This is a genomic window from Lentzea xinjiangensis (assembly GCF_900110955.1).
GTDB classification, from domain to species: Bacteria; Actinomycetota; Actinomycetes; order Mycobacteriales; family Pseudonocardiaceae; genus Lentzea; species Lentzea xinjiangensis.
Genome location: NZ_FOFR01000016.1, coordinates 154,092 through 173,796, shown reverse-complemented (window position 1 = coordinate 173,796; position 19,705 = coordinate 154,092). Strand labels below are relative to the sequence as shown.

Sequence of the window (19,705 nt, the reverse complement as noted above, 5' to 3'; positions counted from 1 at the left end):
CCAGCGTAGTGCGCGGATCACACACGGTAACTCCGTTCGAGAGGTGGAACCAATGGTGGCTCGGCAGTCGCGTCTCGTGCGGGTGCTCGTGATCACGGCTTTGTTCGCTTCCACGATGTTCGTGCTCGGGGTCTTCAACGCCCCCAACGCCCACGCGGCGCCCTGCGACTTCCCGGTCACCAACAAGGTCGCGTGCGAGAACACGCAACCCGGCGCGGACAACTGGCAGGCCCAGTACCGCGACGACGCGATCCTCGGCTACACGACGGACATCAGCTACACACCGGGCCAGACCGCCAGCTTCAAGATGCTGACGTCGGCGTCCTCCTACAAGCTCGACATCTACCGGCTCGGCTGGTACGCGGGCAAGGGCGCCCGGTACATGGGCACGGTCAACCGCAACACACCGCAGAACCAGCCACCATGTCTGCGGGACGGGCCGACCGCGCTCATCGACTGCGGCAACTGGGCCGTGTCGGTCACCTGGAACATCCCGTCCACGGCGGTCTCCGGCATCTACTACGCCCGGCTCACGCGCAACGACACCGGCGCGGAGAACGAGATCGTGTTCGTCGTCCGCGACGACTCGTCCACCTCGAAGATCCTCTTCCAGACCTCCGACGCCACCTGGGTCGCCTACAACCGCTACGGCGGCAACAGCCTCTACTTCGGTGACGGCCCCGGCCAGGGCGGCAGCTCCTACAAGGTGAGCTACAACCGTCCTTACACCGGCGGTGACGGCGACGAGAACTTCATCTTCAACGCCGAGTACCCGATGCTGAGGTTCCTGGAGCGCAACGGCTACGACCTCAGCTACACCACCGACGCCGACTCGGCGCGGCGCGGGCACCTGATCAAGAACCACAAGGTGTTCATGGCCGTCGGCCACGACGAGTACTGGTCGAACGAGCAGTGGAACAACGTGATGGCCGCTCGTGACGCCGGTGTGCACATGGCGTTCCTGACCGGCAACGAGATCTTCTGGAAGACCCGCTGGGAGAAGAGCATCGACCCGTCCCAGACGGACTGGCGCACCATCGCCTGCTTCAAGGAGACCAAGGGCACCCAGAACGACGGGCTGAGCGACTGGACCGGCACGTGGCGCGACCCGCGGTTCAGTCCTCCGCAGGACGGCGGCAGGCCGGAGAACGCGTTGCTGGGCAACATGTTCACCGTCAACGGCAGGCGTGACGACGCGCTGCAGGTGCCGGCCGCGTACGGCAAGATGCGGCTCTGGCGCAACACCGACCTGGGGGGCATGGCCTCCGGCACCACGTACACGTTCCAGCCCGGCACGCTCGGCTACGAGTGGAACACCGTGTACGACAACGGCCACCAGCCCGATGGCGTCGCCCAGATGTCGCGCACCACCGTCAACCTCGACGGCTACTACGCGCTGAAGAACTACGGCGACGAGTACGGCTCGGCCACCGAGACGCACGCCATCACCTACTACCGGGCGCCTTCCGGCGCGCTGGTGTTCGGCGCGGGCACGGTGCAATGGGCGTGGGGCGTGGACGACGAGCACGCGTTCCTCACGAACACCCCGACATCGGACAAGCGGATCAAGCAGGCGACGGTCAACTTCCTCGCGGACATGGGCGTGCAGCCCTACCAGTTGTGGGGACCCGACCAGCTCGGCATCTCCGGCGCCATCAACGACCACGCCGCGCCCGGCGTGCAGATCTCGACCCTGCCCGCGCAGGCCTCGGTCGGCCAGCCCTACACCTTCGGCGGCACGGTGATCGACGCGTCCGGCCGGGTGGCGGGCGTCGAGGTCTCCACCGACGGCGGCGACCGCTGGCACTACGCCGACTGGCAGGCGGGTCAGACGTCGTGGAGCTACACCTACACGCCGTCGCAGTCCGGCACCGCGCAGCTTCGGGTCCGCGCCGTCGACGACTCGCTGAACCTGTCCACGCCCGTGCAGGCCTCGCCGAGCGTGAGCGCCCGCACCTGCCCGTGCGGCATGTTCTCCGGCCAGGAGGTCCCGAAGGTCACCTCCGCCGACGACAGCTCCCAGCTCGAGCTCGGCGTGAAGTGGCGCGCCGCGAGCAACGGCTACGTCCGCGGCGTGAAGTTCTACAAGGGCACGGGCAACGCCGGCACGCACACCGGCTCGCTGTGGTCCGCCACCGGCGACCTGCTCGCCACCGGCACGTTCGCCGACGAGAGCCCGACGGGGTGGCAGACGCTGCTCTTCCCGTCGCCGGTCGCGGTGAACGCCAACACCACCTACGTGGTGTCGTACTTCACGCCGACAGGCCATTTCGCGTACGACACGGGCGGGTTCTTCACCCAGCAGGCGCACATGGAGCCGGTCACCGGTCTCAAGTCCGGGGTGGACGGACCGAACGGCGTCTTCCGCTTCGGCGCCGGCTTCCCGAACAACACCTTCGACCACACCAACTACTGGGTCGACGTCGTGTGGGCGCCCGATCCCGGCCCCGACACCCGCGCCCCGGTCCAGACCGCGACGTCCCCGGTGTCCAACGCCGGCTCGGTCGCGCTGACCACCGCGGTGTCCGGCACGTTCGACGAGAACGTGGTGCTGAGCTCGGCGCAGGTCACCGTGACCGGCCCGGCCGGCGCGGTCACCGGCACCAGGACGATCTCGGACGACGCCCGCACGATCACGTTCACGCCGTCGGCACCGCTGGCCGCCGCCACGGCCTACACCGCCACGATGAGGGCGGCCGACGCGGCGGGCAACCTGTCCGCGCAGTCGAGCTGGACGTTCACCACGGGTTCGCCGCGACCGGCCACGTGCCCGTGCACGATCTGGGACGACTTCGCGGCACCCGCGGTGGTCGACTCGGGTGACACCAACCAGGTCGAGGTCGGCACCAAGGTCCGCTTCGACGGCAAGGGCGAGGTCCTCGGCGTCCGCTTCTACAAGGGCACGGGCAACACCGGCACGCACACCGGCTCGCTGTGGACCTCCACCGGCCTGCTGCTCGCGACCGGCACCTTCAACGCCGAGACCACGTCCGGCTGGCAGAAGCTCATGTTCACCTCGCCGGTGCAAGTGCAGGCGAACACCACCTACATCGTGTCGTACAACGCGCCCAACGGCCGGTACTCGGTCTCTTCCGGCTACTTCAACGGCCAGGAGCCGGGCTACCAGTCGCTGCACGCGCTGCAGAACGGTGCCGAGGGCGGCAACGGCGTCTACAAGTACGGCTCGGGCTTCCCGAACAACTCCTACAACGCGACGAACTACTGGGTCGACGTCATCTACCGCAACGGCCTCAACGGCGACACCACCCCGCCGACGATCACGAACCGCACACCGGCCGTGAACGCGACGAACGTGGGTCTGCAGAGCGCGCTGACCGCGACGTTCAGCGAACCGGTCGACCCCGCGTCGGCGCGGATCTGGCTGACGGACCCGAAGGGCGCCAAGCTGGCCGGTTCGGTGTCGCTGTCCGGTGACCAGAAGACGGTCACCTGGACGCCGAGCGGCAAGCTCGTCGTCGGCACGCAGTACAAGGCGCACGTGGGCATCGCGGACGTCAACGGCATCGCGATGCCGGCGGCCGCGGAGTGGAGCTTCACCACCACGACCACGCCGGCCTGCCCGTGCTCGCTGTTCAGCACGGCGACCGTGCCGGCGGAGGCCTCCTCCGACGACAGCGGCGCGTACGAGCTGGGCGTGCGGTTCAGCCCGACCCAGTCCGGCCGGATCACCGGTGTCCGCTTCTACAAGGGCGCGGGCAACACCGGCACGCACACCGGCTCGCTGTGGAGCGCCTCCGGCCAGCGGCTCGCGACCGGCACGTTCGGCAACGAGACCGCGACCGGCTGGCAGACGCTGACGTTCGCGCAACCGGTGGTCGTCAGCGCCGGGCAGACCTACACCGCCTCGTACACGACCACCACCGGCCACTACTCGGCCAACGCCGGGTACTTCGCGACGGGTCCGGTCGGCTCGGGACCGCTGACGGCGCCCCAGGAGCAGAACGGCGTGTTCGCGCCCGGCTCCGGGTTCCCGACGATGACGTACGGCTCCGGCAACTACTGGGTCGACGTCGTCTACCAGCCCAACGACGACAACGACGCACCCGTGCTGCAGGGCCGCACCCCGCTGCCCGGAGCGTCCGAAGTGGACCTGACCTCGGTGGTCACCGCGTCGTTCGACGAGGCGGTCGACCTGGGTTCCGCGCAGTTCACCGTCACCGACCCCGGTGGCGCGCGGATCGCCGGCACGCTGGCGCTCTCGCCGGACTCGCGGATGGTCACGTTCACCCCGGCGGCCAGGCTCGCCGCGGCCACCGCGTACACGGTCAGCGTCAGGATCGCCGACGCGTTCGGCAACCTGATGGCGAACCCGCAGACGTGGTCGTTCACGTCGGCGACGACGCAGACCTGCCCGTGCTCGCTGTTCAGCGCGGCGACGGTGCCGACGACGACATCGGCCGACGACAACGGCGCGTACGAGCTCGGCGTGAAGTTCACCTCCGGCACCGACGGCCAGATCACCGGCGTGAAGTTCTACAAGGGCGCCGGCAACACCGGCACCCACACCGGGTCGCTCTGGTCCGCCGACGGGCAACGCCTCGCCACCGGCACGTTCCAGAACGAGACCGAGTCGGGCTGGCAGACGCTCGTGTTCGACACGCCGGTGCCGATCACGGCCGGGACCACGTACGTGGCCTCCTACACGACCACCACGGGCCACTACGCCGTCAACGCGGGCTACTTCGGCTCGGTGACCTCACCGCCGCTGGCCGCCACCGCCTCGGCCGGTGTGTTCACCGCCGGGTCCGGGTTCCCGGCGTCGTCCTACAACGGTGGCAACTACTGGGTGGACGTGGTGTTCCAGTGACCGCGAGACCGCTGCTGCTGATCGGAGCGGGGGGACTCGCCCGCGAGGTGATCGCGGCGGTCCGCCTCCTCCCGGACGTCTGGAACCCGGTCGGGGCTCTCGACGACTCCACCGCCCTGCACGGCACCCTGATCGACGGGGTGCCCGTGCTGGGCGGGCTCGACAGCCTGGACGACCACCCGGACGCGGCCGTCGTGGCGTGCGTCGCCAACGCACGGCGGCCGTTGTCCCGCCTGTCACTCGTGTCACGGCTCGGGTTGCCGGATGAGCGGTGGGCGACCGTCGTCCACCCGGCGGCCGTGACGTCCGGCGCTCGTCTCGGCGCCGGAACGGTTCTGCTGGCGGGTGTGGTGATCACGACATCCCTGGAGGTCGGCCGGCACGTCGTGGCGATGCCGCACGTGCTGATCACCCACGACGACGAGGTCTCGGACGGCGTCACGTTCGCCGGCCGCGCCTCGCTCGGCGGGGGTGTGGTGGTGGGGGAGTCCGCGTACCTGGGACAGGGAGCCCTGGTGCGCGAGGGTGTGAAGATCGGCGCCGGTGCCGTGGTCGGCATGGGAGCCGTTGTCCTGCGGGACGTTCCGGCAGGCCAGACGTGGGCCGGCGTGCCGGCCCGCCCGTTGCGTGGGGAGAGCGCGTGATCGAGATTCCGCTGGTGGACCTGCGTGCCCAGCACGAGCAGGTGGCCGACGAGGTCGCCGACGGCTGGGCGGAGGTGCTCAAGACGACGGCCTTCATCAACGGGCCGCAGGTGGCCCGGTTCGAGTCGGAGTTCGCCGCCTACCAGGAGGTCCCGCACGCCATCGGGGTCGGCAACGGCACCGACGCGATCGAGCTCGCGCTGCGCGCGCTGGGCGTCGGCCACGGTGACGAGGTCGTCCTGCCCGCCAACACGTTCATCGCCACGGCCGAGGCCGTCGCCCGCTGCGGCGCGGCACCGGTGCTCGTGGACTGCACCGACGACACGCTGCTGATCGACGTCGACCAGGTGGCCTCCGTGACGACGTCGCGCACCAAGGCCGTCGTGCCCGTGCACCTCTACGGCCAGGCGGCGCCGGTCGAGCTGCTGCACGGCCTGCCGGTCGTCGAGGACGCCGCGCAGGCCCAGGGCGCGCGCCGCAACGGCGTGGCCGTCGGCGGGCTCGGTGTCGCCGCCGCGACCTCGTTCTACCCCGGCAAGAACCTCGGCGCGTACGGCGACGGCGGCGCGGTGCTGACCACGTCCGACGCGATCGCCGAGTCGGTGAAGCTGCTGCGCGAGCACGGTTCCCCGCGCAAGTACGAGCACCCGGTGCTCGGCTTCAACAGCCGCCTCGACACGGTGCAGGCCGTGGTGCTGTCCGCGAAGCTGCGCCGGCTGGAGGGCTGGAACCAGGCCCGCCGCGCCGCGGCCCGGCGCTACACCGACCTGCTGGCGTCGGTGGAACGGGTGCGGACCCCCGTCGTGCTGGGCGGCAACCTGCCCGTGTGGCACCTCTACGTCGTGCGCGTCCCGGACCGCGACCGCGTGCTGTCCCGGCTGCACGCCGCCGGGATCGGCGCCGGTGTCCACTACCCGACGCCGCTGCACAGGACGGGTGCGTTCGCCCACCTCGACGGGTCGTTCCCGATCGCCGAGACGTCCGCGGCCGAGCTGCTGTCGCTGCCGCTGTTCCCGGAGATCACCGAGTCGCAGCAGACGCGGGTCGTCGAGGCGCTGGCGGAGGCGTTGCGATGAGCGGCGTGCGGGTGCACCCCCGTGGACTGTGCGAGTCGGACGACGTCGGCGACGGCACGCGCGTGTGGGCGTTCGCGCACGTGCTGCCAGGCGCCCGCATCGGCCGCGACTGCAACATCTGCGACGGCGCGTTCGTCGAGTCGCGCGCGGTGCTCGGCGACAACGTGACGGTCAAGAACGGCACGCTGGTCTTCGACGGCGTGACGTGCGAGGACGACGTGTTCCTCGGCCCGAACGTGTTGTTCACCAACGACCTGCGCCCGCGCGCGCACGTCAAGAAGACCGGCGACGCGCTGGAGAAGACGCTGGTCCGCCGGGGCGCGACGCTCGGAGCGGGCACGGTCGTGGTGTGCGGCACCGAGATCGGCGAGCACGCGTTCACCGCCGCCGGTTCGGTGGTCACCAGGTCGGTGCCCGCGCACGCGTTCGTGGCGGGCAACCCGGCGGTGCTGAAGGGCTGGGTCTGCGCGTGCGGGGCGCGGCTCTCAGGCGACCTCTCGTGCCCGGAGTGCGGTGTCCGGCACGAGGAGACCCCGGACGGCCTGAAAGCCGTCTGAAATCGCGTTCAAGGCCGCCGAGGCGAGGCTTCGGCGGCCTTTTCACCTGTTCGGGTCCACGTTGCCGATTCGTCCGACTGCGCACCTCCCTTGATCGACACTTCTTCGGTGGCCGGAAAACGTGACGACCGAGGTCGTGGCTGATCCAGAGGGGACCGACCGTTTGTCACGGAATGATGATGTCGCCGCCGTGTGTGACCTTCCAGGAGCTCGGCAGGTACCGATGGGCTTAATCGGGCTCCCAGGCCACGAGCCGGTCGAAGACGCGCAGGTCGCCCTCGACCTTCAGGTCGTCCGCGGTCTTGCGGCCGTAGAAGGACAGCACCAGGTCGCTCGCCGTGCCGCTGAACGTCGTGTCGGCCGTGCCTGGGACGTCACCGACTCGGGCGCCCTCGGCATCGAGGGTCACGCGCCAGGAGCGGCCCTCGGTGGCGTGGTAGTCGACGATCACGGGCTCGTGCGGCCACGGTGACGTCGTCGCGACGCAGGTCGTCTGGAACTCCTCCACGCCGTCGAGCGCGACCTCGACCGGCAGCGGCTGTGCGGCGCCGATGGTGAGCTGGGCATCGTAGGTGTGGACCGCTATCTCCTGGAGTTGGTGGCGGGCGGCGGTACCGGTGGTCTTCGGCGACTGGAAGTCGCTCCACCACGCCCAGCAGCCGCGGTCCGGGCCGGACTCCTCCAGCGCTGCCACGAGCAGCCGTGACGACTCGGTCATCCACGCCACCAGGTCCTCGCATGGTGCCACGGTGGGGGTGCGGACCGGGGGAGCGTCGGCCGGGCCCGCGGCGACGATCTCCGCCCACTTGCGGCGGCCGTCGCCCAGGTGCTGAACCAGGTCGTACAGCGTCCAGCCGGGGCAGGACGGCACCGGTGCGCCGAGGTCGGGTGCGGCGGTGATCGCCGCGCAGAAGGCGGCGGTCCGCTCCTCGATCAGTCGCAGCAGGCCGGGAAACGCCAGGGTGTTGTGCACCGCCGCTGTCTATCACCGAGTCCGGCGGCTGGACAGCGAGTTTCAACGGAGCAGGCGCTCCAGCTCGGTGATGGGGCCGGGTGTGCCGGGGCGGAACGTGGGCGGTCAGGCTACGGCGTGGATCGGGTTTCTTCGTGGGATTCGCCGGGGGTCCACGTAGGCGGGTGGGCGGAAGACGGGCACGCCGCTGACCATCTCGACCTGCCAGTCGGAGCGGTGGACGAGGTCGTGGTGGCGGCGGCAGAGAAGGGCGAGGTTGGCGAGCGTGGTCTCGCCGCCATCGGACCAGTGTCGAACGTGGTGGGCTTCGCAGTGGTGTGGCGGTCTTGTGCAGCCGGGGAAGGTGCAGCCCCTGTCCCTGGCTACCAGGACCCGGCGCAGGCCGACGTTGATGGTTCTGGTCTTGCGGCCCACGTCGTGGACCTGGGAGCGGCTGCCCAGCAGCATCGGGATGACGCCGGAGTCGCAAGCGATCTTGCGGACCTGGTTCATCGGGAGGTGCTCGCCGTTGTCCAGGAGGGCGGCGCCGATGCCGGCGCGCAGCTCGTCGTAGGCGAGCGTGACGGTGAGCTGGACTCGTTCGCCGCCGGTGATGCGGTGCTGGTCCGCGCGCAGGGCCAGGCCGACGACCTCGCAGAACGCGTCGCCTTCTCGTTCCGGTGCGTGGCGGGGATCGGAGGGTTCCGGCTTCGCGAGCGGATCGATCAGCGCGTCGAGCTTGGCGCCGGTCTCGGCGTCGACGTCGGCGAAGAGCTGGTACCGGCCGCCCTTCCACTGACGCCGCACCACGTTCCGCGGGCGCACTGGCTCGGGGTCGGCCGGTGCCGGACCGTCCTGGTCCAGGCGGTAGGCGAGTTCCTTGCAGAACGCCTTGGCCGAGCGGGGTTCGTGCTGCTGCGCGTACTCGACCAGGTGGACCTCGGCCACGGCGGGCAGTTCGGCCATCGCTTCGGCCACGACCTCGACGTGCTCCTCGGACAGCGTGCCCGCCGCCATCGCCGCGGCCGCCAGCGGCAGCACGGGATCCACCGTCGCGCCGCTCGGGGTCACGGTGGGGCACAGAGCCCTGGCCTGGGCGAGCCTGCGGCGCGACACCTTCGGGTCCCAGTGCAGGACATGCTTGAAGACCTCGACGAGATCCTTGTACCCCAGCGTTTGCGCAGCGCCCTGCTGATCGAGCGCAGCGACCACCTCCACCACCTGGAACTGGAGCTGCTGCAGCGCACGGACTCTCCGCTTGAGCTCGGTGAGGAGCTCGAGCGGAGAAGCGAGGCCGAGTGCTGTCATGCGTTCATCGTGGCATGAACACGTGTTCGAATACTATTCCACGATGGAGTGAATGCGCAGGTCAGAGCTACGGCGTCGGATGTATCGCCTCTCTCGCGCGGAGAGCGATGCCGACGGCCGTTTTCACCCGAACGAGCCGTTCTTTGGATCTGCTTCAACGCATACGGTCCAAGAGCATGACCGCGATCACCTCCACCGCGTACAGCCGGGACCTGGGCGACGAACTGCGCAGGCTGCGCGAGAACTGCACCAGCTTCGGGGGCCGCGCGATGGCCGCCCAGTTGGGGTGGGACCCGAGCAAGGTCTCGAACATCGAGACCGGCAAGGCCCGCGCGTCCGAGATCGACCTCGCCCAGTACCTCGCGACGTGCGGCAAGGACCTCGACTACCTGCTGGACTTCACCAGCCGGTACCGGCACGCCTTCGACCTCTACTTCGCCCAAGTACCGGACAACTTGCGCACCCTGGCGATGGTCGAGGCGATGGCCACCAAGATGTTCGTCTACGACATCTTGGCGATCCCCGGTCTTTTGCAGACGGAGTCCTACGCCCGCTCCCTGTTCATGGAGACCGGCTGCGAGTCGTTGGAGGCCATCGAAAAGGGCGTGGAGCGCCGCATGGGTAGGCAAAGCATCTGGCAGCGTCCGTACCGGCCTCAATGCGTGTTCTACGTGCACGAGTTGGCGCTGCAAATGCGCGTCGGTGACGCCCAGGTCATGGAAGACCAGTACCTGCGGCTTCTTTTCAACGCACACATCCTGCGAGTTGTGCCTGCGAGCGTCCGGGGCGTCGCGTTCCACTCCAAGTGCACGCTGTTCGAGTTCGGAAAGGCATCACCTCTGGCGTACACGGAGACCGACCTGGCCAAGGTGTTCGCGCAAGACGACCTAGCGGTCACCTGGGGCCGCAAGCTCTTCGAGCGGCTGGATGCAGTCGCGCTGGATGAGGAACAATCTCGGAGCAAGCTGGCGGAATACGTCAGTGGACTGCGAGAGGACCCTCATGACCGGCGAACGGACCTGGCGTAAGAGCACCTACAGCGGTGGAACCACCGACAGCGACTGCGTCGAGGTGTCGCTGGCCCACGACGCGCTGGTGCGGGACTCGAAGAACGCGAGCGGCGACGTCCTCGCGTTCTCCGCCCCCGCCTGGCGGAGCCTTCTCAGCTGGCTGGGCTGACCGCGGCCGCTCTGCGGCCCGCGGCCTCCTGCTTCGCGATCCGCAGCAGCGCCCCGGACGTGCCGATCAACAGGAACGTCAGGCCGGTCGCCACGCTGAAGCTCAGCGAGTCGAACGTGGCCGCGCCCAGCGCCGACGTCAGCATCGCGCCGACCAGGCACACCGCGATGCCGCGCACGTTCTCGTCCTTCGACAGGGCGCGGGCCCGCAGCGCCGCGTAGATCCCGCCGAGGAACAGCAGCACGAAGGCGAGCAGGCCGAGGTAGCCGTTCTCGATCATCGTCAGCAGGTACTGGTTGTCGAGGATCGTGTACTTCGACGGCAGGAACGTGCCGAACCCGCGGCCCAGCCACGGGTGCTTGGCGATCTCCAGCCACGCGCCGTCGTAGTCCTTGGTGCGGCCCTGGAACGACGGGTCGTCCTCGATGTTGGAGAACATCGACGTCACCGTGCCGAACAGGCCGGGCACCACGACCGAGGCGCCGCCGAGGAACACCGCGCCGACGCCGAGCAGCGGCAGGCCGCGGTGGCGGGGCAGCAGGACGCCGAGCACGACGCCCGTCACGACCAGGCCGATGATCGCCGTGCGCGACAACGACAGGATCGCCATCAGGCTGAGCAGCGACAGGGCGAACCACCAACGGCCCTGCGGCTCGCCGCGGTCCTTGGCCGCGAAGACGAAGTGCGCGGCGAACGGCACGCCCAGCACGCAGACCAGCCCGAACTCGATGGGGTGGTTCACCGTGCCGGCCGGGCGGAAGAAGATCGACCGCGACTCCAGCGCCGAGTAGCCGTTGTCCTGCACGCGCAGGCCGGGCAGCGTCACGAACGACGCGAGGTCGAGTCCCAGCCCGAACTGGATCAGGCCGATGAACGCCCCGAACGTCAGGCAGCCGACCATCACCTTCAGCACGCGGCTCAGCCGTTCGCCGGTGCGCACCGCGTCGATCACGAACACCGCGAGCGCGGCCATCGCGACGATCCGGACCAGCGCCGAGTCCGACACCGACAGCTCGTCGGGCGGCAGGTAGCGGCGGGTGGCGATGGCGTACGTCGTCAGGTGCAGGACCACGTAGGCCGCGAGCAGCGTGCGGACCGCGTTGCGGCCCTTCGCCAGGCCGAGGTGGTCGACGAGGTGCGCGGCGAACCACAGCACCGCGAGGCACAGCGCCACGAACAACGCGGGGGGCAGCGTGATCGGGACGAACGCGATGGTGAACCTGGCCGGGACGACGAGCAGGGCCAGCAGGTAGAAGATCAGCAGCGTGGCACCGTCGGCGCGCTGCTCGGTCAGTCGTCTTTGGTCGGCCATGCCGGGTCTGGCTTGGGCGCGGCGATGATCACTGTCTTCTGGTGCGCGTTCGGCACGCCCTGCGGCCGTGGTGGCTGGCCATTGGTCTGCGGCCGCGGCCGGGCGGGAGGAGCGTGCGAGGGCGGCGGCGCGACGTCCTTCCCGGACGGTGCGGGCGGTGCCGCGCCGGAGTCCTCGTCCTTGCGCCGCTTCACCTTGTTCATGATCGAGTCGGCGGCGAACGTGGCGGCGATCGTCAGCAGCAGCAGCACGACGGTCGCCGCGCCGACGTAGCGGACCTTGCCGCCGATCTTGGCCGACGCCGTGGTCGGCTTCACCAGGACCTGCGCCGTGATGAACGTCTGCTCGGGCGCGTTCAGCGCCTTCTGCTGGGCCGCGAGCTCGTTCACGGTCTTCTCCAGGACCTTGCCGACGAGGCTCTCCGCCGACTCGGCCGAGTCGGCCTCGGTCGAGATGAACAGCAGCGGACCGCCGACGGGGCCGGTGTTGGCGGTGTAGGTGGCCGTGGATCCCTTGCCCGCCAGCTCTTCCGCCGTCTTCGGGTCGCCGAGCACCTGGGTGAGGATCTGCGCGGTGGTCGTGAGGCTGCCGTCGAACTGCAGCAGCGGGTTGACCTTGACGACGTCCTCGGGCTTCGTCTTCTCCGAGTACCGCCCGCCGGCCGCGGGGGAGGTGAGGACCAGCACGCCGCTCGACTCGTACCGCGTGGGCACCGTGACGTAGACGTACAGGGCGAGGACACCGGTGAGCAGCACTGCGGGCAGAGCGATGTACCACCGCCGCCGCAGCACCCGTACGGTTCCCCAGAAGTCCATCAACATCCCCGATCCGCGGTTCGGTCTTGCGAACGCAGTGCCCGCAGGGTATCGCCTGCCTGGAAAATCGGAGTGAGCTGCCAGCTGTTACAGGCCGTAGCCGCCGAGCGATGGAGGGAGGGAACCCAGGAGGCAGCATGCGCGCAGGACGACTGACCGTGACCGTCGCGGCCATTCTCGTGGTCATCGGTGGGACAGCGGCTTACGTCGTCACGGCCGCCACCGAGGCCGATCGGCCGGCCGGCGTGGAACAGGTGTCGCGGGCGAGGACGGGCGAGGTGCTGTTCGTCGACCTCGCCGGTGGGCAGAACCGGGTCGAGAAGCTCGCCGACGGCGGTGCCCGCACGCCGACCGACCTCGCCTGCCAGCGGTTCTACGTCGCCGGCGGCACGAGCGTGTGCCTGAAGCTCTCCGGTCCCGGCCCGTCCTACGCCGCCCAGGTGAGCCGCGGCGGCAAGCCCGTGAGGTCGATCGCGCTGCCCGGCATCCCGAGCCGCGCGAAGGTCTCGACGTCCGGCAACGTCGTGTCGTGGACGACTTTCGTCATCGGCGACTCGTACTCGGTTCCCGGCGGGTTCTCCACCCGGACGGGTTTCTTCGACCTGCGCACCGGCGAGGTCACCGAGTCGCTGGAGCACTTCGCCGCGACGGTGGAGGGCGCCCCGCTCACCGCGCGTGACGTCAACTACTGGGGACTGACCGTCGCCGCCGACGACCGGACCTTCTACGCGACGCTCGCCAGCGGCGGGTTCACCTGGCTGGTGAGGGGAGACCTCACCACCAGGTCCGTGACGTCGTTGCGCCGCGACGCGGAATGCCCGTCGCTGTCGCCGGACGGCACGAAGGTCGCGTACAAGAAGCGCGTCGGCCGCCTCGGGCCGTGGGACCTCGCGGTGCTCGACCTCGCCACGGACGAGGAGAAGCGGCTGCCCGGCACGGCCGGCGTCGACGACCAGGCGACCTGGCTGACCGCCACAGAGCTCGCGTTCGCCGCGGTGCCCAGGGACGCGCGGCTGCCGGCGGTTCACGTCGTTCCCGCGGACGGTTCGCAACCGGCGGGGGTGCTGGTCGCGGACGCCACCTCGCCGTCGCCCGTGACGTGAGGGACGCTCCCGCGCATCACGTGGCCAGCTCGCGGCGCAGCACCTTCTCGAGCTCGTGCCCCGCCGCGTCCCAGGACCGTCCCTCCACACTGGACGAGGCCGCGCGGGCGATCGCGTCGAAGTCCGGCGAGATGACCACTTCGGACAGTGCGCGCGCCAGCGCGTGCGGGGTGGGCGCCGCGTACCGGACGTGGTCGTTGTCCAGGACCACGCGGTTGAAGTGCGCGTCGTTCACGACCGGGACGCATCCGGCGGCGAGCATCTCGTGCGGCACCAGGGAGACGTTGGTCATCGAGAGCGACAGCCCGGCGAAGCACCGGTTGTAGATGGCGTTGAGCTCGTCGGGCGTCACGAGGCCGTGGTCGACGAACTGCGGTCCCAGCCGCCCGATCTTCTCGCCGTAGACGTGGATCTTCAGGTCCGGGTGCCGCTCGGCGAACAGCTCCAGCGCGAGCACGCCGAGCTCGAACGCGCGCCGCGGCGCCTTGCGGCGGGCGTAGAAGACGATGCCGTCGCGCTCGCCACCACCGAGCCGGTACGTGCCGACGTCGCAGCCGAAGTCGAAGTGGTCGGCGGGCATGCCGTGGTCGTCGAGGACCTTGTCGGCGAGGAACCTGCCGGCGGTGAAGCCGTGCATGCCCATCCGGTAGGTGTTCTCCGCCAGCGTGTACAGGCCGCCCTGCGGGTAGAACCACGGCTCGTAGTCCTGGACGAGGTAGAACCTCTTGCCCGCGCACGGGTCGTTGAACACCGGGTACGCGGTGATCCAGGCCGTCGCGAACACCGCGTGGGCGTCGGCCATGCCGTCGGTGACGTCGTGGATGGAGCCGGTGAAGAACGGGAACGCGTCCCTGATGCCGGCTTCGAGGTCGGCGACCGTGTTGCCGAACGTGTCGTACAGGTAGAGCCTGCACTCGTGGCCGAGCGACTCCATGTGCCGGATGAGCCGGAACATGGTGGTGTGACCACCGGAGCCCTTCGACGGGGGAGTGGTCACCCAGTTGATCGTGAGCTTGCCGCCCGGCGGGATCGGCGGGATCACCACGGGCCTGCGCGACTCGACGTCGGCCCGGCGGACGTCCTCCAGGCGCACGGGCATCTCCTCGCCCTCGACGCCGAGCCTGCGGGTCGCGGCGGTGAGCAGGCGGGCGCCGAGCTGTCTCGCGCCCTGCTCGCGCACGATCTTCGTGACCTGCCTCAGTCGTCTCACGCGTCGGCCCTCTTCCGCAGCACCGCAAGGACTTCGTGTCTCATCGGGAACACCGCGGCCGCGTAGGCGAGGCAGGACAGCACGCCACCGGCGAGGATCTGCAGCACCTCGCCGTCGACCACGTTCCTGACGCCGAGCACCACCGCGACCATCACCACACCGCCCAGCACCGGCCGCACCAGCCGCGCGCCGAGAGCGCCCGCGCGGATGCCGTAGGCCTGGAAGGCGACCAGGTAGGCGGGCGCGACGACCAGCACCGCGACGATCACGTGCGCCGCCGCCACCCCGCGGATGCCGTCGAGGTGCGCGCCCAGCGCCAGCAACGGCAGCAGCGCGCCCAGCCACACCAGGTGGATCACGAGGATGGCCCGCGACCGGCCGGCGGAGGCCAGGAAGTCGTAGCCGAGCTCCAGCGCGACCCGCACCGCCCCGAGCAGCACCAGCAACGCCAGCGCGGCCGCCGCGGGGGCCCAGCGCTCGCCGTAGACGACGCGGACGAGCGGCTCGGCCAGCGCGGCCAGCAGCACGCACGCGGGCACCGTGACGAGCGCCAGGAGGCCGAGCGCGCGGCCGAACGACCGCCCGAACAGCTCGGGGTCCTCGCGGACCTTCGAGAACGCGGCCAGCGACACGCTGCGGACCGGCGCGGAGAACGCCGCCACCGGCCAGCTCGCGAGGTTGAACGCCAGCAGGTAGAAGCCCAGCGGGACGGTGCCGAGCACGGCGCCCACGACGATGTAGTCGACGTTCATCACGCCGAAGATCAGCAGGCTCGACCCGGCGAGCGGCAGGCCGAACGCCAGCAGCGCCCTGGCCTGCACGGGGTTCCAGCCGGGGCGGAAGCGGTCCTCGGTGAGCCAGAACATGATGACCGCGGCGGAGAGGTTCTGCGCGATCCGCTGCCACGCGAGGCTCCACGCGCCGAAGCCCATCAGCGCCAGCACGACGGCGACGGCCGTTCCCGCCACGAAGGCGGCGGTGTCGGCGTAGAACTTGTGGTCCTGCCGGAAGTTGCGCTGCATCATCGCGCCCGGCACCGCGGTCGCTCCCGCGATGACGAGCGCGACGGACATGAGCTGGATGACGCCCGTGGCCTCCGGTGCGCCCATCGCGCCGGCGAACCAGGGGGCGCCGGCCACGCAGATCAGGGCCAGCACCGTGCCGGACGCGAGCGACAGCGTCGTGACGGTCGGCGCCATCTCCCCGACCGGGCCGTTGTGCCGCACCAGGGCGGCGCTGACGCCGAGCTCGGAGACGCTCAGCACGATGTTGAGCACGACCAGCGCGACCGCGAAGACACCGAACTGCTCGGGCGCGATCAGGCGGGCCAGCAGGACGCTGATGCCGACCGCGGCGAGGCGTTGCAGCAGCGAGTTGACGGCGCTCCAGCGGATCGCCGACGAGACCTTGCTCTCCAGCTCGCCGGTGTCCTGGCCGGTGGTCACCACTCGCCCCGCCACTTCCAGTGCTGCGTGCCCGCCCACAGCTTGGCGCGCTTGTAGGCGTGCGGCGCGAGGAAGAGCTGGGTGCGGTTGAGCAACGCCGGGCTGAACCTCCCGCGCCGCAGGAGCGCCCGGTGCTCCGGCAGCTCCTCCAGGTCCGGGTAGGTCTCGCGGGCGAAGGCCAGCAGCTCCGCCTCGGTGCCGTCGAGCCGGTCGCGGTCGTGCAGCCGCACCGCGCGCCACAGCGCGTCGGCCGCGATGGCCTTGCGCGCCAACGCCCTGAGGTGTCCCGGCAGGCCGGGGTTCTGCTCCAGCACCAGGTCGAACACGTCACGGCGCTGTTCGAGGTCGGCGAACACCGACTTGAACGTCGTGCGCATCATGGAGTTCTCGTGCACCCGGTAGTACGCGCCGGGCCTGCCGCTGACGTAGCCGATGTCGGACACGGCCGCGATCCGCAGCCACATCTCCAGGTCGCCCGCGTGCGGCAGGTCCGAGCGGTAGCCGCCGACCTTCTGCTGCACCTCGGTGCGCACCACGACCTCGGGTGAGGAGATCACGTTGCGGCTGCTGCGGAAGCGGTTCGCGATCCACTCCTCGCCGCGCCACACCTTCGACGTCACCGGCAGCCGGGCGACCCTCGGCAACGCGGTGTGGTCGCTGTAGTACACGACGCGGCCGTACACCATGCCCACGTCGGGGTTGCGCTCGAAGACGGCGGCGGCGCGCTGCAACGCCCCCGGCGCCAGCAGGTCGTCCGCGGACAGCAGCACCGTGTAGTCCGCGTTCGCCCAGTCCAGCAGGCCCTCGTTGTAGGTGGCGATGTGCCCCCTGTTCACCTCGTGCCGGTAGCCCTCGACGCGCTTGTCGGCGGCCATCAGCCGGGCCATCACCTCGGGTGTGTCGTCCGACGACGTGTCGTCGATCACCAGCACCCGCACGTCCACACCGGGCTGGTCCAGGACACTGCGGACGCAGACCGGCAGGAAGTGGGCGTAGTTGTAACAGGGGATCACGACGTCCACTGTGGGAAGCGTTGGCACAACCTGGTTATCGGTCCGGCCACGCATTCGTTAGCCCCGCAACGTTTCGGGCTCATCGGGCGATGTAGGGGTGACCGGAGTAAGGGGAGTCATGGCCGACCACGTCATCCTGACGCGCTTCAACCTGCCGTCGAAAGGGGCGGAGAGCTACGTCCGGGCGAAGGAAGGATGGCTGACCGAACGCGTTGCGCTGTTCGAGCGCTACTGCCTGCCATCGGTTCTCGCGCAGACCGGCGAACGGCCGCGGTGGCTCGTCTACTTCGACCCCGAGTCACCCTCCTGGCTCAAGGACAGGATCGCCTCCCACGGTGACGCGTACACGCCCGTCTACCGCGCGGAGGTCTCCCGCGAAGAGCTGAGGTCGGACATCCGGTCCCTCTTCGGCCGGACCGGCTCCGAGCTCATCACCACGAACCTCGACAACGACGACGGTCTCGCCGCCGACTTCGCCGAACGCCTCCGCGCCGCTCCCCGGCCCACCACCACGGCGGCCTACTACCTGGTCAACGGCCTGATCAAAGCGCCGGGCGGGCTGTACCACCGGGTGGACCGGCACAACGCGTTCGTCTCGGTCCGCGAGAGCTGGGACGAGCCGGTGACCTGCTGGGCGCACTGGCACAACCGGATGCACCTGCACCTCCCCGCCGTGGAGCTGGGCGGCGCGCCGGCGTGGCTGCAGGTCGTGCACGGCGGCAACGTCTCGAACCGCACGCGCGGCCGGCTCGTCCCGCCCGAGCCGTACAGGGCCGCTTTCGGCGCGTCGCTGGACGACGTCTCCGCGCCGGGGCCGCGGGCCGTGGCGCAGGACCGCCTGGTGTCCCAGCCGATCCGGTTCCTCCGCGACTCCGGGCGCGTCGCCGCGAAGAACGCCGCCATGAAGGTGCTGGGCGAGAACGGCTTCGAGAGCATCAAGCAGAAGCTGGCTGCTCGCGGTTGATCCCGTAGCTCACGACCAGCGTCGCGGTGAGCGCCACCAGCGCCACCGCGACGCCCGTCGTGATGCTCGTGTACTGCAGCAGCAGTCCGAAGGCGACGGAGGACACCAGCCGCCCCAGCGCCTGCCCGGTCTGCACGACGCTCAGGCCGGAGGCCCGCAGCGACTCCGGCGCCGACTCGCTCACCTTGGCCGACAGCACGCCGTCGGTGGCGGCGTAGAACAGCCCGTGCAGCAGCAGAGCCGCGATGGCGACGCCCATCCCGCCCCGCGGGATGAACAGCAACGCGTACACGCCGAGCAGCAAGCCGTGGCCGATGAGGAACATCCGCCAGCGCCCGAGCCGGTCCGAGAGCTTCCCGAGCGGCGCGGCGGCCGCGAGGAAGACGACCGCCGTGCCGAGCGGGAGCAGGGGCAGGTAGCCGAGCGAGATGTTCGTGGCCTTCTGCACCAGCACGTAGACGAACGCGTCGGACACCGTGGCGAGGCCCAGCAGCCCGGCCGAGACGGTGGTGCGGCGGAACTGCCTGTCGTCGAGCAGCCCGAGGCCCGCCTTGAACGACGGCCGCGGCCCCTTCGCCTCGCCGGTCTTCGGCTCCCGGACGAACGAGATCAGCACGATCAGCCCGATGACCGCGAAGGCCGCCGACACCGCGAAGACCGGGCCCGGCACCATGCCGATCTGGGCGAGCAGCAGGAACGTGACGAGCGGGCCCAGCAGCGCCCCGACCGTGTCCATGCTCCGGTGCACGCCGAACGCCGCGCCGAGCCGGTCCTCCGGCGTGGCGAGCGAGATCATCGCGTCCCTGGGCGCGGTCCGGATGCCCTTGCCCGCCCGGTCCGCGGCCATCAGCGCGCCGATGCCGAACGCGGACGCGCCTACCAGGGGGAAGAAGAGCTTGGTGGCGGCGGACAGGCCGTAACCGGCGGCCGCGACGGCCTTGGGCTTGCGGAACTTGTCCGCCACGCCGCCGCCCACGAGCCTGAGGACCGCCGTGGCACCGGTGTAGATGCCGTCGAGCAGGCCGAACTGCGCGTAGCCGAGCTGCAGCGTGAACAGCAGGTAGACGGGCAGGAACGCGGTGATCATCTCGGCGGAGACGTCGGTCAGCAGGCTGACGGTGCCGAGCGCGAAGACGGTGCCCGGCAACCGCTTGCGGAAGTCGGTCCTGGCTGGGCGCGACGAGGCGACGTACACGGCCTACCAGCCCGGTGTTCCGGCCGCGGGCAGGACGACGAGCGGCTCCCGGCGGCGGAGTGAGGTGGTGCGGGGTGGGCTGGTGAGGGGCGGGTCCAGGGTCA

The 19,705-nt window shown here is 70.2% G+C and carries 16 protein-coding genes; 8 read left to right on the top strand and 8 right to left on the bottom strand.

All coding sequences use genetic code 11. From position 1 onward, the window contains the following. Window positions 1-52 precede the first annotated feature (52 nt). Genes BMW88_RS44085 through BMW88_RS29345 form a run of 4 tightly spaced genes read left to right on the top strand, consistent with a single transcriptional unit; the run spans window position 53 to window position 7,105 of the window. On the top strand, window positions 53-4,828 hold the full coding sequence (locus BMW88_RS44085) for a DUF4082 domain-containing protein (protein ID WP_089956655.1): 4,776 nt from the start codon (window positions 53-55) through the stop codon (window positions 4,826-4,828). Beyond that, on the top strand, window positions 4,825-5,472 hold the full coding sequence (locus BMW88_RS29355; RefSeq protein ID WP_089956652.1) for a NeuD/PglB/VioB family sugar acetyltransferase: 648 nt from the start codon (window positions 4,825-4,827) through the stop codon (window positions 5,470-5,472). The genes BMW88_RS44085 and BMW88_RS29355 overlap by 4 nt, the downstream gene beginning before the upstream one ends. Then, on the top strand, window positions 5,469-6,548 hold the full coding sequence (locus BMW88_RS29350; RefSeq protein ID WP_089956649.1) for a DegT/DnrJ/EryC1/StrS family aminotransferase: 1,080 nt from the start codon (window positions 5,469-5,471) through the stop codon (window positions 6,546-6,548). The genes BMW88_RS29355 and BMW88_RS29350 overlap by 4 nt, the downstream gene beginning before the upstream one ends. Next, window positions 6,545-7,105 carry an acyltransferase gene (locus BMW88_RS29345; RefSeq protein ID WP_089956646.1) on the top strand — a complete coding sequence of 187 codons (561 nt, stop codon included), beginning with the start codon at window positions 6,545-6,547 and terminating at the stop codon, window positions 7,103-7,105. The genes BMW88_RS29350 and BMW88_RS29345 overlap by 4 nt, the downstream gene beginning before the upstream one ends. A 229-nt stretch (window positions 7,106-7,334) precedes the next feature. On the opposite strand, the gene BMW88_RS29340 is transcribed toward BMW88_RS29345, so the two are convergent. Next, a complete protein-coding gene (locus tag BMW88_RS29340) occupies window positions 7,335-8,078 on the bottom strand; it encodes a maleylpyruvate isomerase family mycothiol-dependent enzyme (RefSeq protein ID WP_089956644.1) in 744 nt (247 codons plus the stop codon). Window positions 8,079-8,183: 105 nt separating this feature from the next. After that, a complete protein-coding gene (locus tag BMW88_RS29335; protein ID WP_089956642.1) occupies window positions 8,184-9,365 on the bottom strand; it encodes an HNH endonuclease signature motif containing protein in 1,182 nt (393 codons plus the stop codon). A gap of 176 nt (window positions 9,366-9,541) precedes the next feature. Here BMW88_RS29335 and BMW88_RS29330 point away from each other — a divergent pair, with 176 nt between their 5' ends. Both BMW88_RS29330 and BMW88_RS29325 read left to right on the top strand, forming a co-directional pair. Continuing rightward, on the top strand, window positions 9,542-10,393 hold the full coding sequence (locus tag BMW88_RS29330; RefSeq protein ID WP_177221436.1) for a helix-turn-helix domain-containing protein: 852 nt from the start codon (window positions 9,542-9,544) through the stop codon (window positions 10,391-10,393). Next, window positions 10,368-10,544 carry a DUF397 domain-containing protein gene (locus tag BMW88_RS29325; RefSeq protein ID WP_089956636.1) on the top strand — a complete coding sequence of 59 codons (177 nt, stop codon included), beginning with the start codon at window positions 10,368-10,370 and terminating at the stop codon, window positions 10,542-10,544. Before BMW88_RS29330 ends, BMW88_RS29325 begins: the two co-directional genes overlap by 26 nt. Here the strand turns inward: BMW88_RS29325 and BMW88_RS41205 are convergent. Together BMW88_RS41205 and BMW88_RS41200 are read right to left on the bottom strand one after the other, a co-directional pair. Further along, window positions 10,528-11,856 carry an O-antigen ligase family protein gene (locus BMW88_RS41205; protein ID WP_143116300.1) on the bottom strand — a complete coding sequence of 443 codons (1,329 nt, stop codon included), beginning with the start codon at window positions 11,854-11,856 and terminating at the stop codon, window positions 10,528-10,530. The genes BMW88_RS29325 and BMW88_RS41205 overlap by 17 nt on opposite strands. Continuing rightward, entirely contained in the window at window positions 11,835-12,671 is an 837-nt protein-coding gene (locus BMW88_RS41200) for a YveK family protein (RefSeq protein ID WP_143116299.1), read from the bottom strand. The genes BMW88_RS41205 and BMW88_RS41200 overlap by 22 nt, the downstream gene beginning before the upstream one ends. A gap of 137 nt (window positions 12,672-12,808) precedes the next feature. Here BMW88_RS41200 and BMW88_RS29315 point away from each other — a divergent pair, with 137 nt between their 5' ends. Then, window positions 12,809-13,774 (top strand): TolB family protein, encoded by a 966-nt coding sequence (locus BMW88_RS29315; RefSeq protein WP_089956633.1) that lies wholly within the window; start codon window positions 12,809-12,811, stop codon window positions 13,772-13,774. A gap of 16 nt (window positions 13,775-13,790) precedes the next feature. Here the strand turns inward: BMW88_RS29315 and BMW88_RS29310 are convergent, their stop codons facing one another. From BMW88_RS29310 to BMW88_RS29300, 3 genes are read right to left on the bottom strand one after another with little or no spacing between them, the layout of a single operon-like run. After that, window positions 13,791-14,984 carry a rhamnosyltransferase WsaF family glycosyltransferase gene (locus tag BMW88_RS29310; protein WP_089956630.1) on the bottom strand — a complete coding sequence of 398 codons (1,194 nt, stop codon included), beginning with the start codon at window positions 14,982-14,984 and terminating at the stop codon, window positions 13,791-13,793. Next, complete coding sequence (locus BMW88_RS29305; protein ID WP_245778144.1) at window positions 14,981-16,429, bottom strand: lipopolysaccharide biosynthesis protein; 1,449 nt, start codon at window positions 16,427-16,429, stop codon at window positions 14,981-14,983. Before BMW88_RS29305 ends, BMW88_RS29310 begins: the two co-directional genes overlap by 4 nt. Further along, entirely contained in the window at window positions 16,426-17,496 is a 1,071-nt protein-coding gene (locus tag BMW88_RS29300; protein ID WP_089956625.1) for a glycosyltransferase family 2 protein, read from the bottom strand. The genes BMW88_RS29305 and BMW88_RS29300 overlap by 4 nt, the downstream gene beginning before the upstream one ends. 64 nt (window positions 17,497-17,560) lie before the next feature. Between BMW88_RS29300 and BMW88_RS29295 the strand changes: the two genes are divergently transcribed. After that, entirely contained in the window at window positions 17,561-18,406 is an 846-nt protein-coding gene (locus BMW88_RS29295) for a glycosyltransferase (protein ID WP_089956623.1), read from the top strand. On the opposite strand, the gene BMW88_RS29290 is transcribed toward BMW88_RS29295, so the two are convergent. Further along, window positions 18,378-19,601, bottom strand: coding sequence for an MFS transporter (locus BMW88_RS29290; RefSeq protein ID WP_089956621.1), 1,224 nt, complete (start codon window positions 19,599-19,601; stop codon window positions 18,378-18,380). The genes BMW88_RS29295 and BMW88_RS29290 overlap by 29 nt on opposite strands. Between the last annotated feature and the right edge of the window lie 104 nt (window positions 19,602-19,705).

Coding starts and splice junctions, on each gene's coding strand:
- BMW88_RS44085 (WP_089956655.1), top strand. CDS start 53: ATGGTGGCTCGGCAGTCGCGTCTCGTGCGGGTGCTCGTGATCACGGCT.
- BMW88_RS29345 (WP_089956646.1), top strand. CDS start 6,545: ATGAGCGGCGTGCGGGTGCACCCCCGTGGACTGTGCGAGTCGGACGAC.
- BMW88_RS29335 (WP_089956642.1), bottom strand. CDS start 9,365: ATGACAGCACTCGGCCTCGCTTCTCCGCTCGAGCTCCTCACCGAGCTC.
- BMW88_RS29330 (WP_177221436.1), top strand. CDS start 9,542: ATGACCGCGATCACCTCCACCGCGTACAGCCGGGACCTGGGCGACGAA.
- BMW88_RS29325 (WP_089956636.1), top strand. CDS start 10,368: ATGACCGGCGAACGGACCTGGCGTAAGAGCACCTACAGCGGTGGAACC.
- BMW88_RS41205 (WP_143116300.1), bottom strand. CDS start 11,856: ATGGCCGACCAAAGACGACTGACCGAGCAGCGCGCCGACGGTGCCACG.
- BMW88_RS41200 (WP_143116299.1), bottom strand. CDS start 12,671: ATGGACTTCTGGGGAACCGTACGGGTGCTGCGGCGGCGGTGGTACATC.
- BMW88_RS29315 (WP_089956633.1), top strand. CDS start 12,809: ATGCGCGCAGGACGACTGACCGTGACCGTCGCGGCCATTCTCGTGGTC.
- BMW88_RS29300 (WP_089956625.1), bottom strand. CDS start 17,496: ATGCGTGGCCGGACCGATAACCAGGTTGTGCCAACGCTTCCCACAGTG.
- BMW88_RS29295 (WP_089956623.1), top strand. CDS start 17,561: ATGGCCGACCACGTCATCCTGACGCGCTTCAACCTGCCGTCGAAAGGG.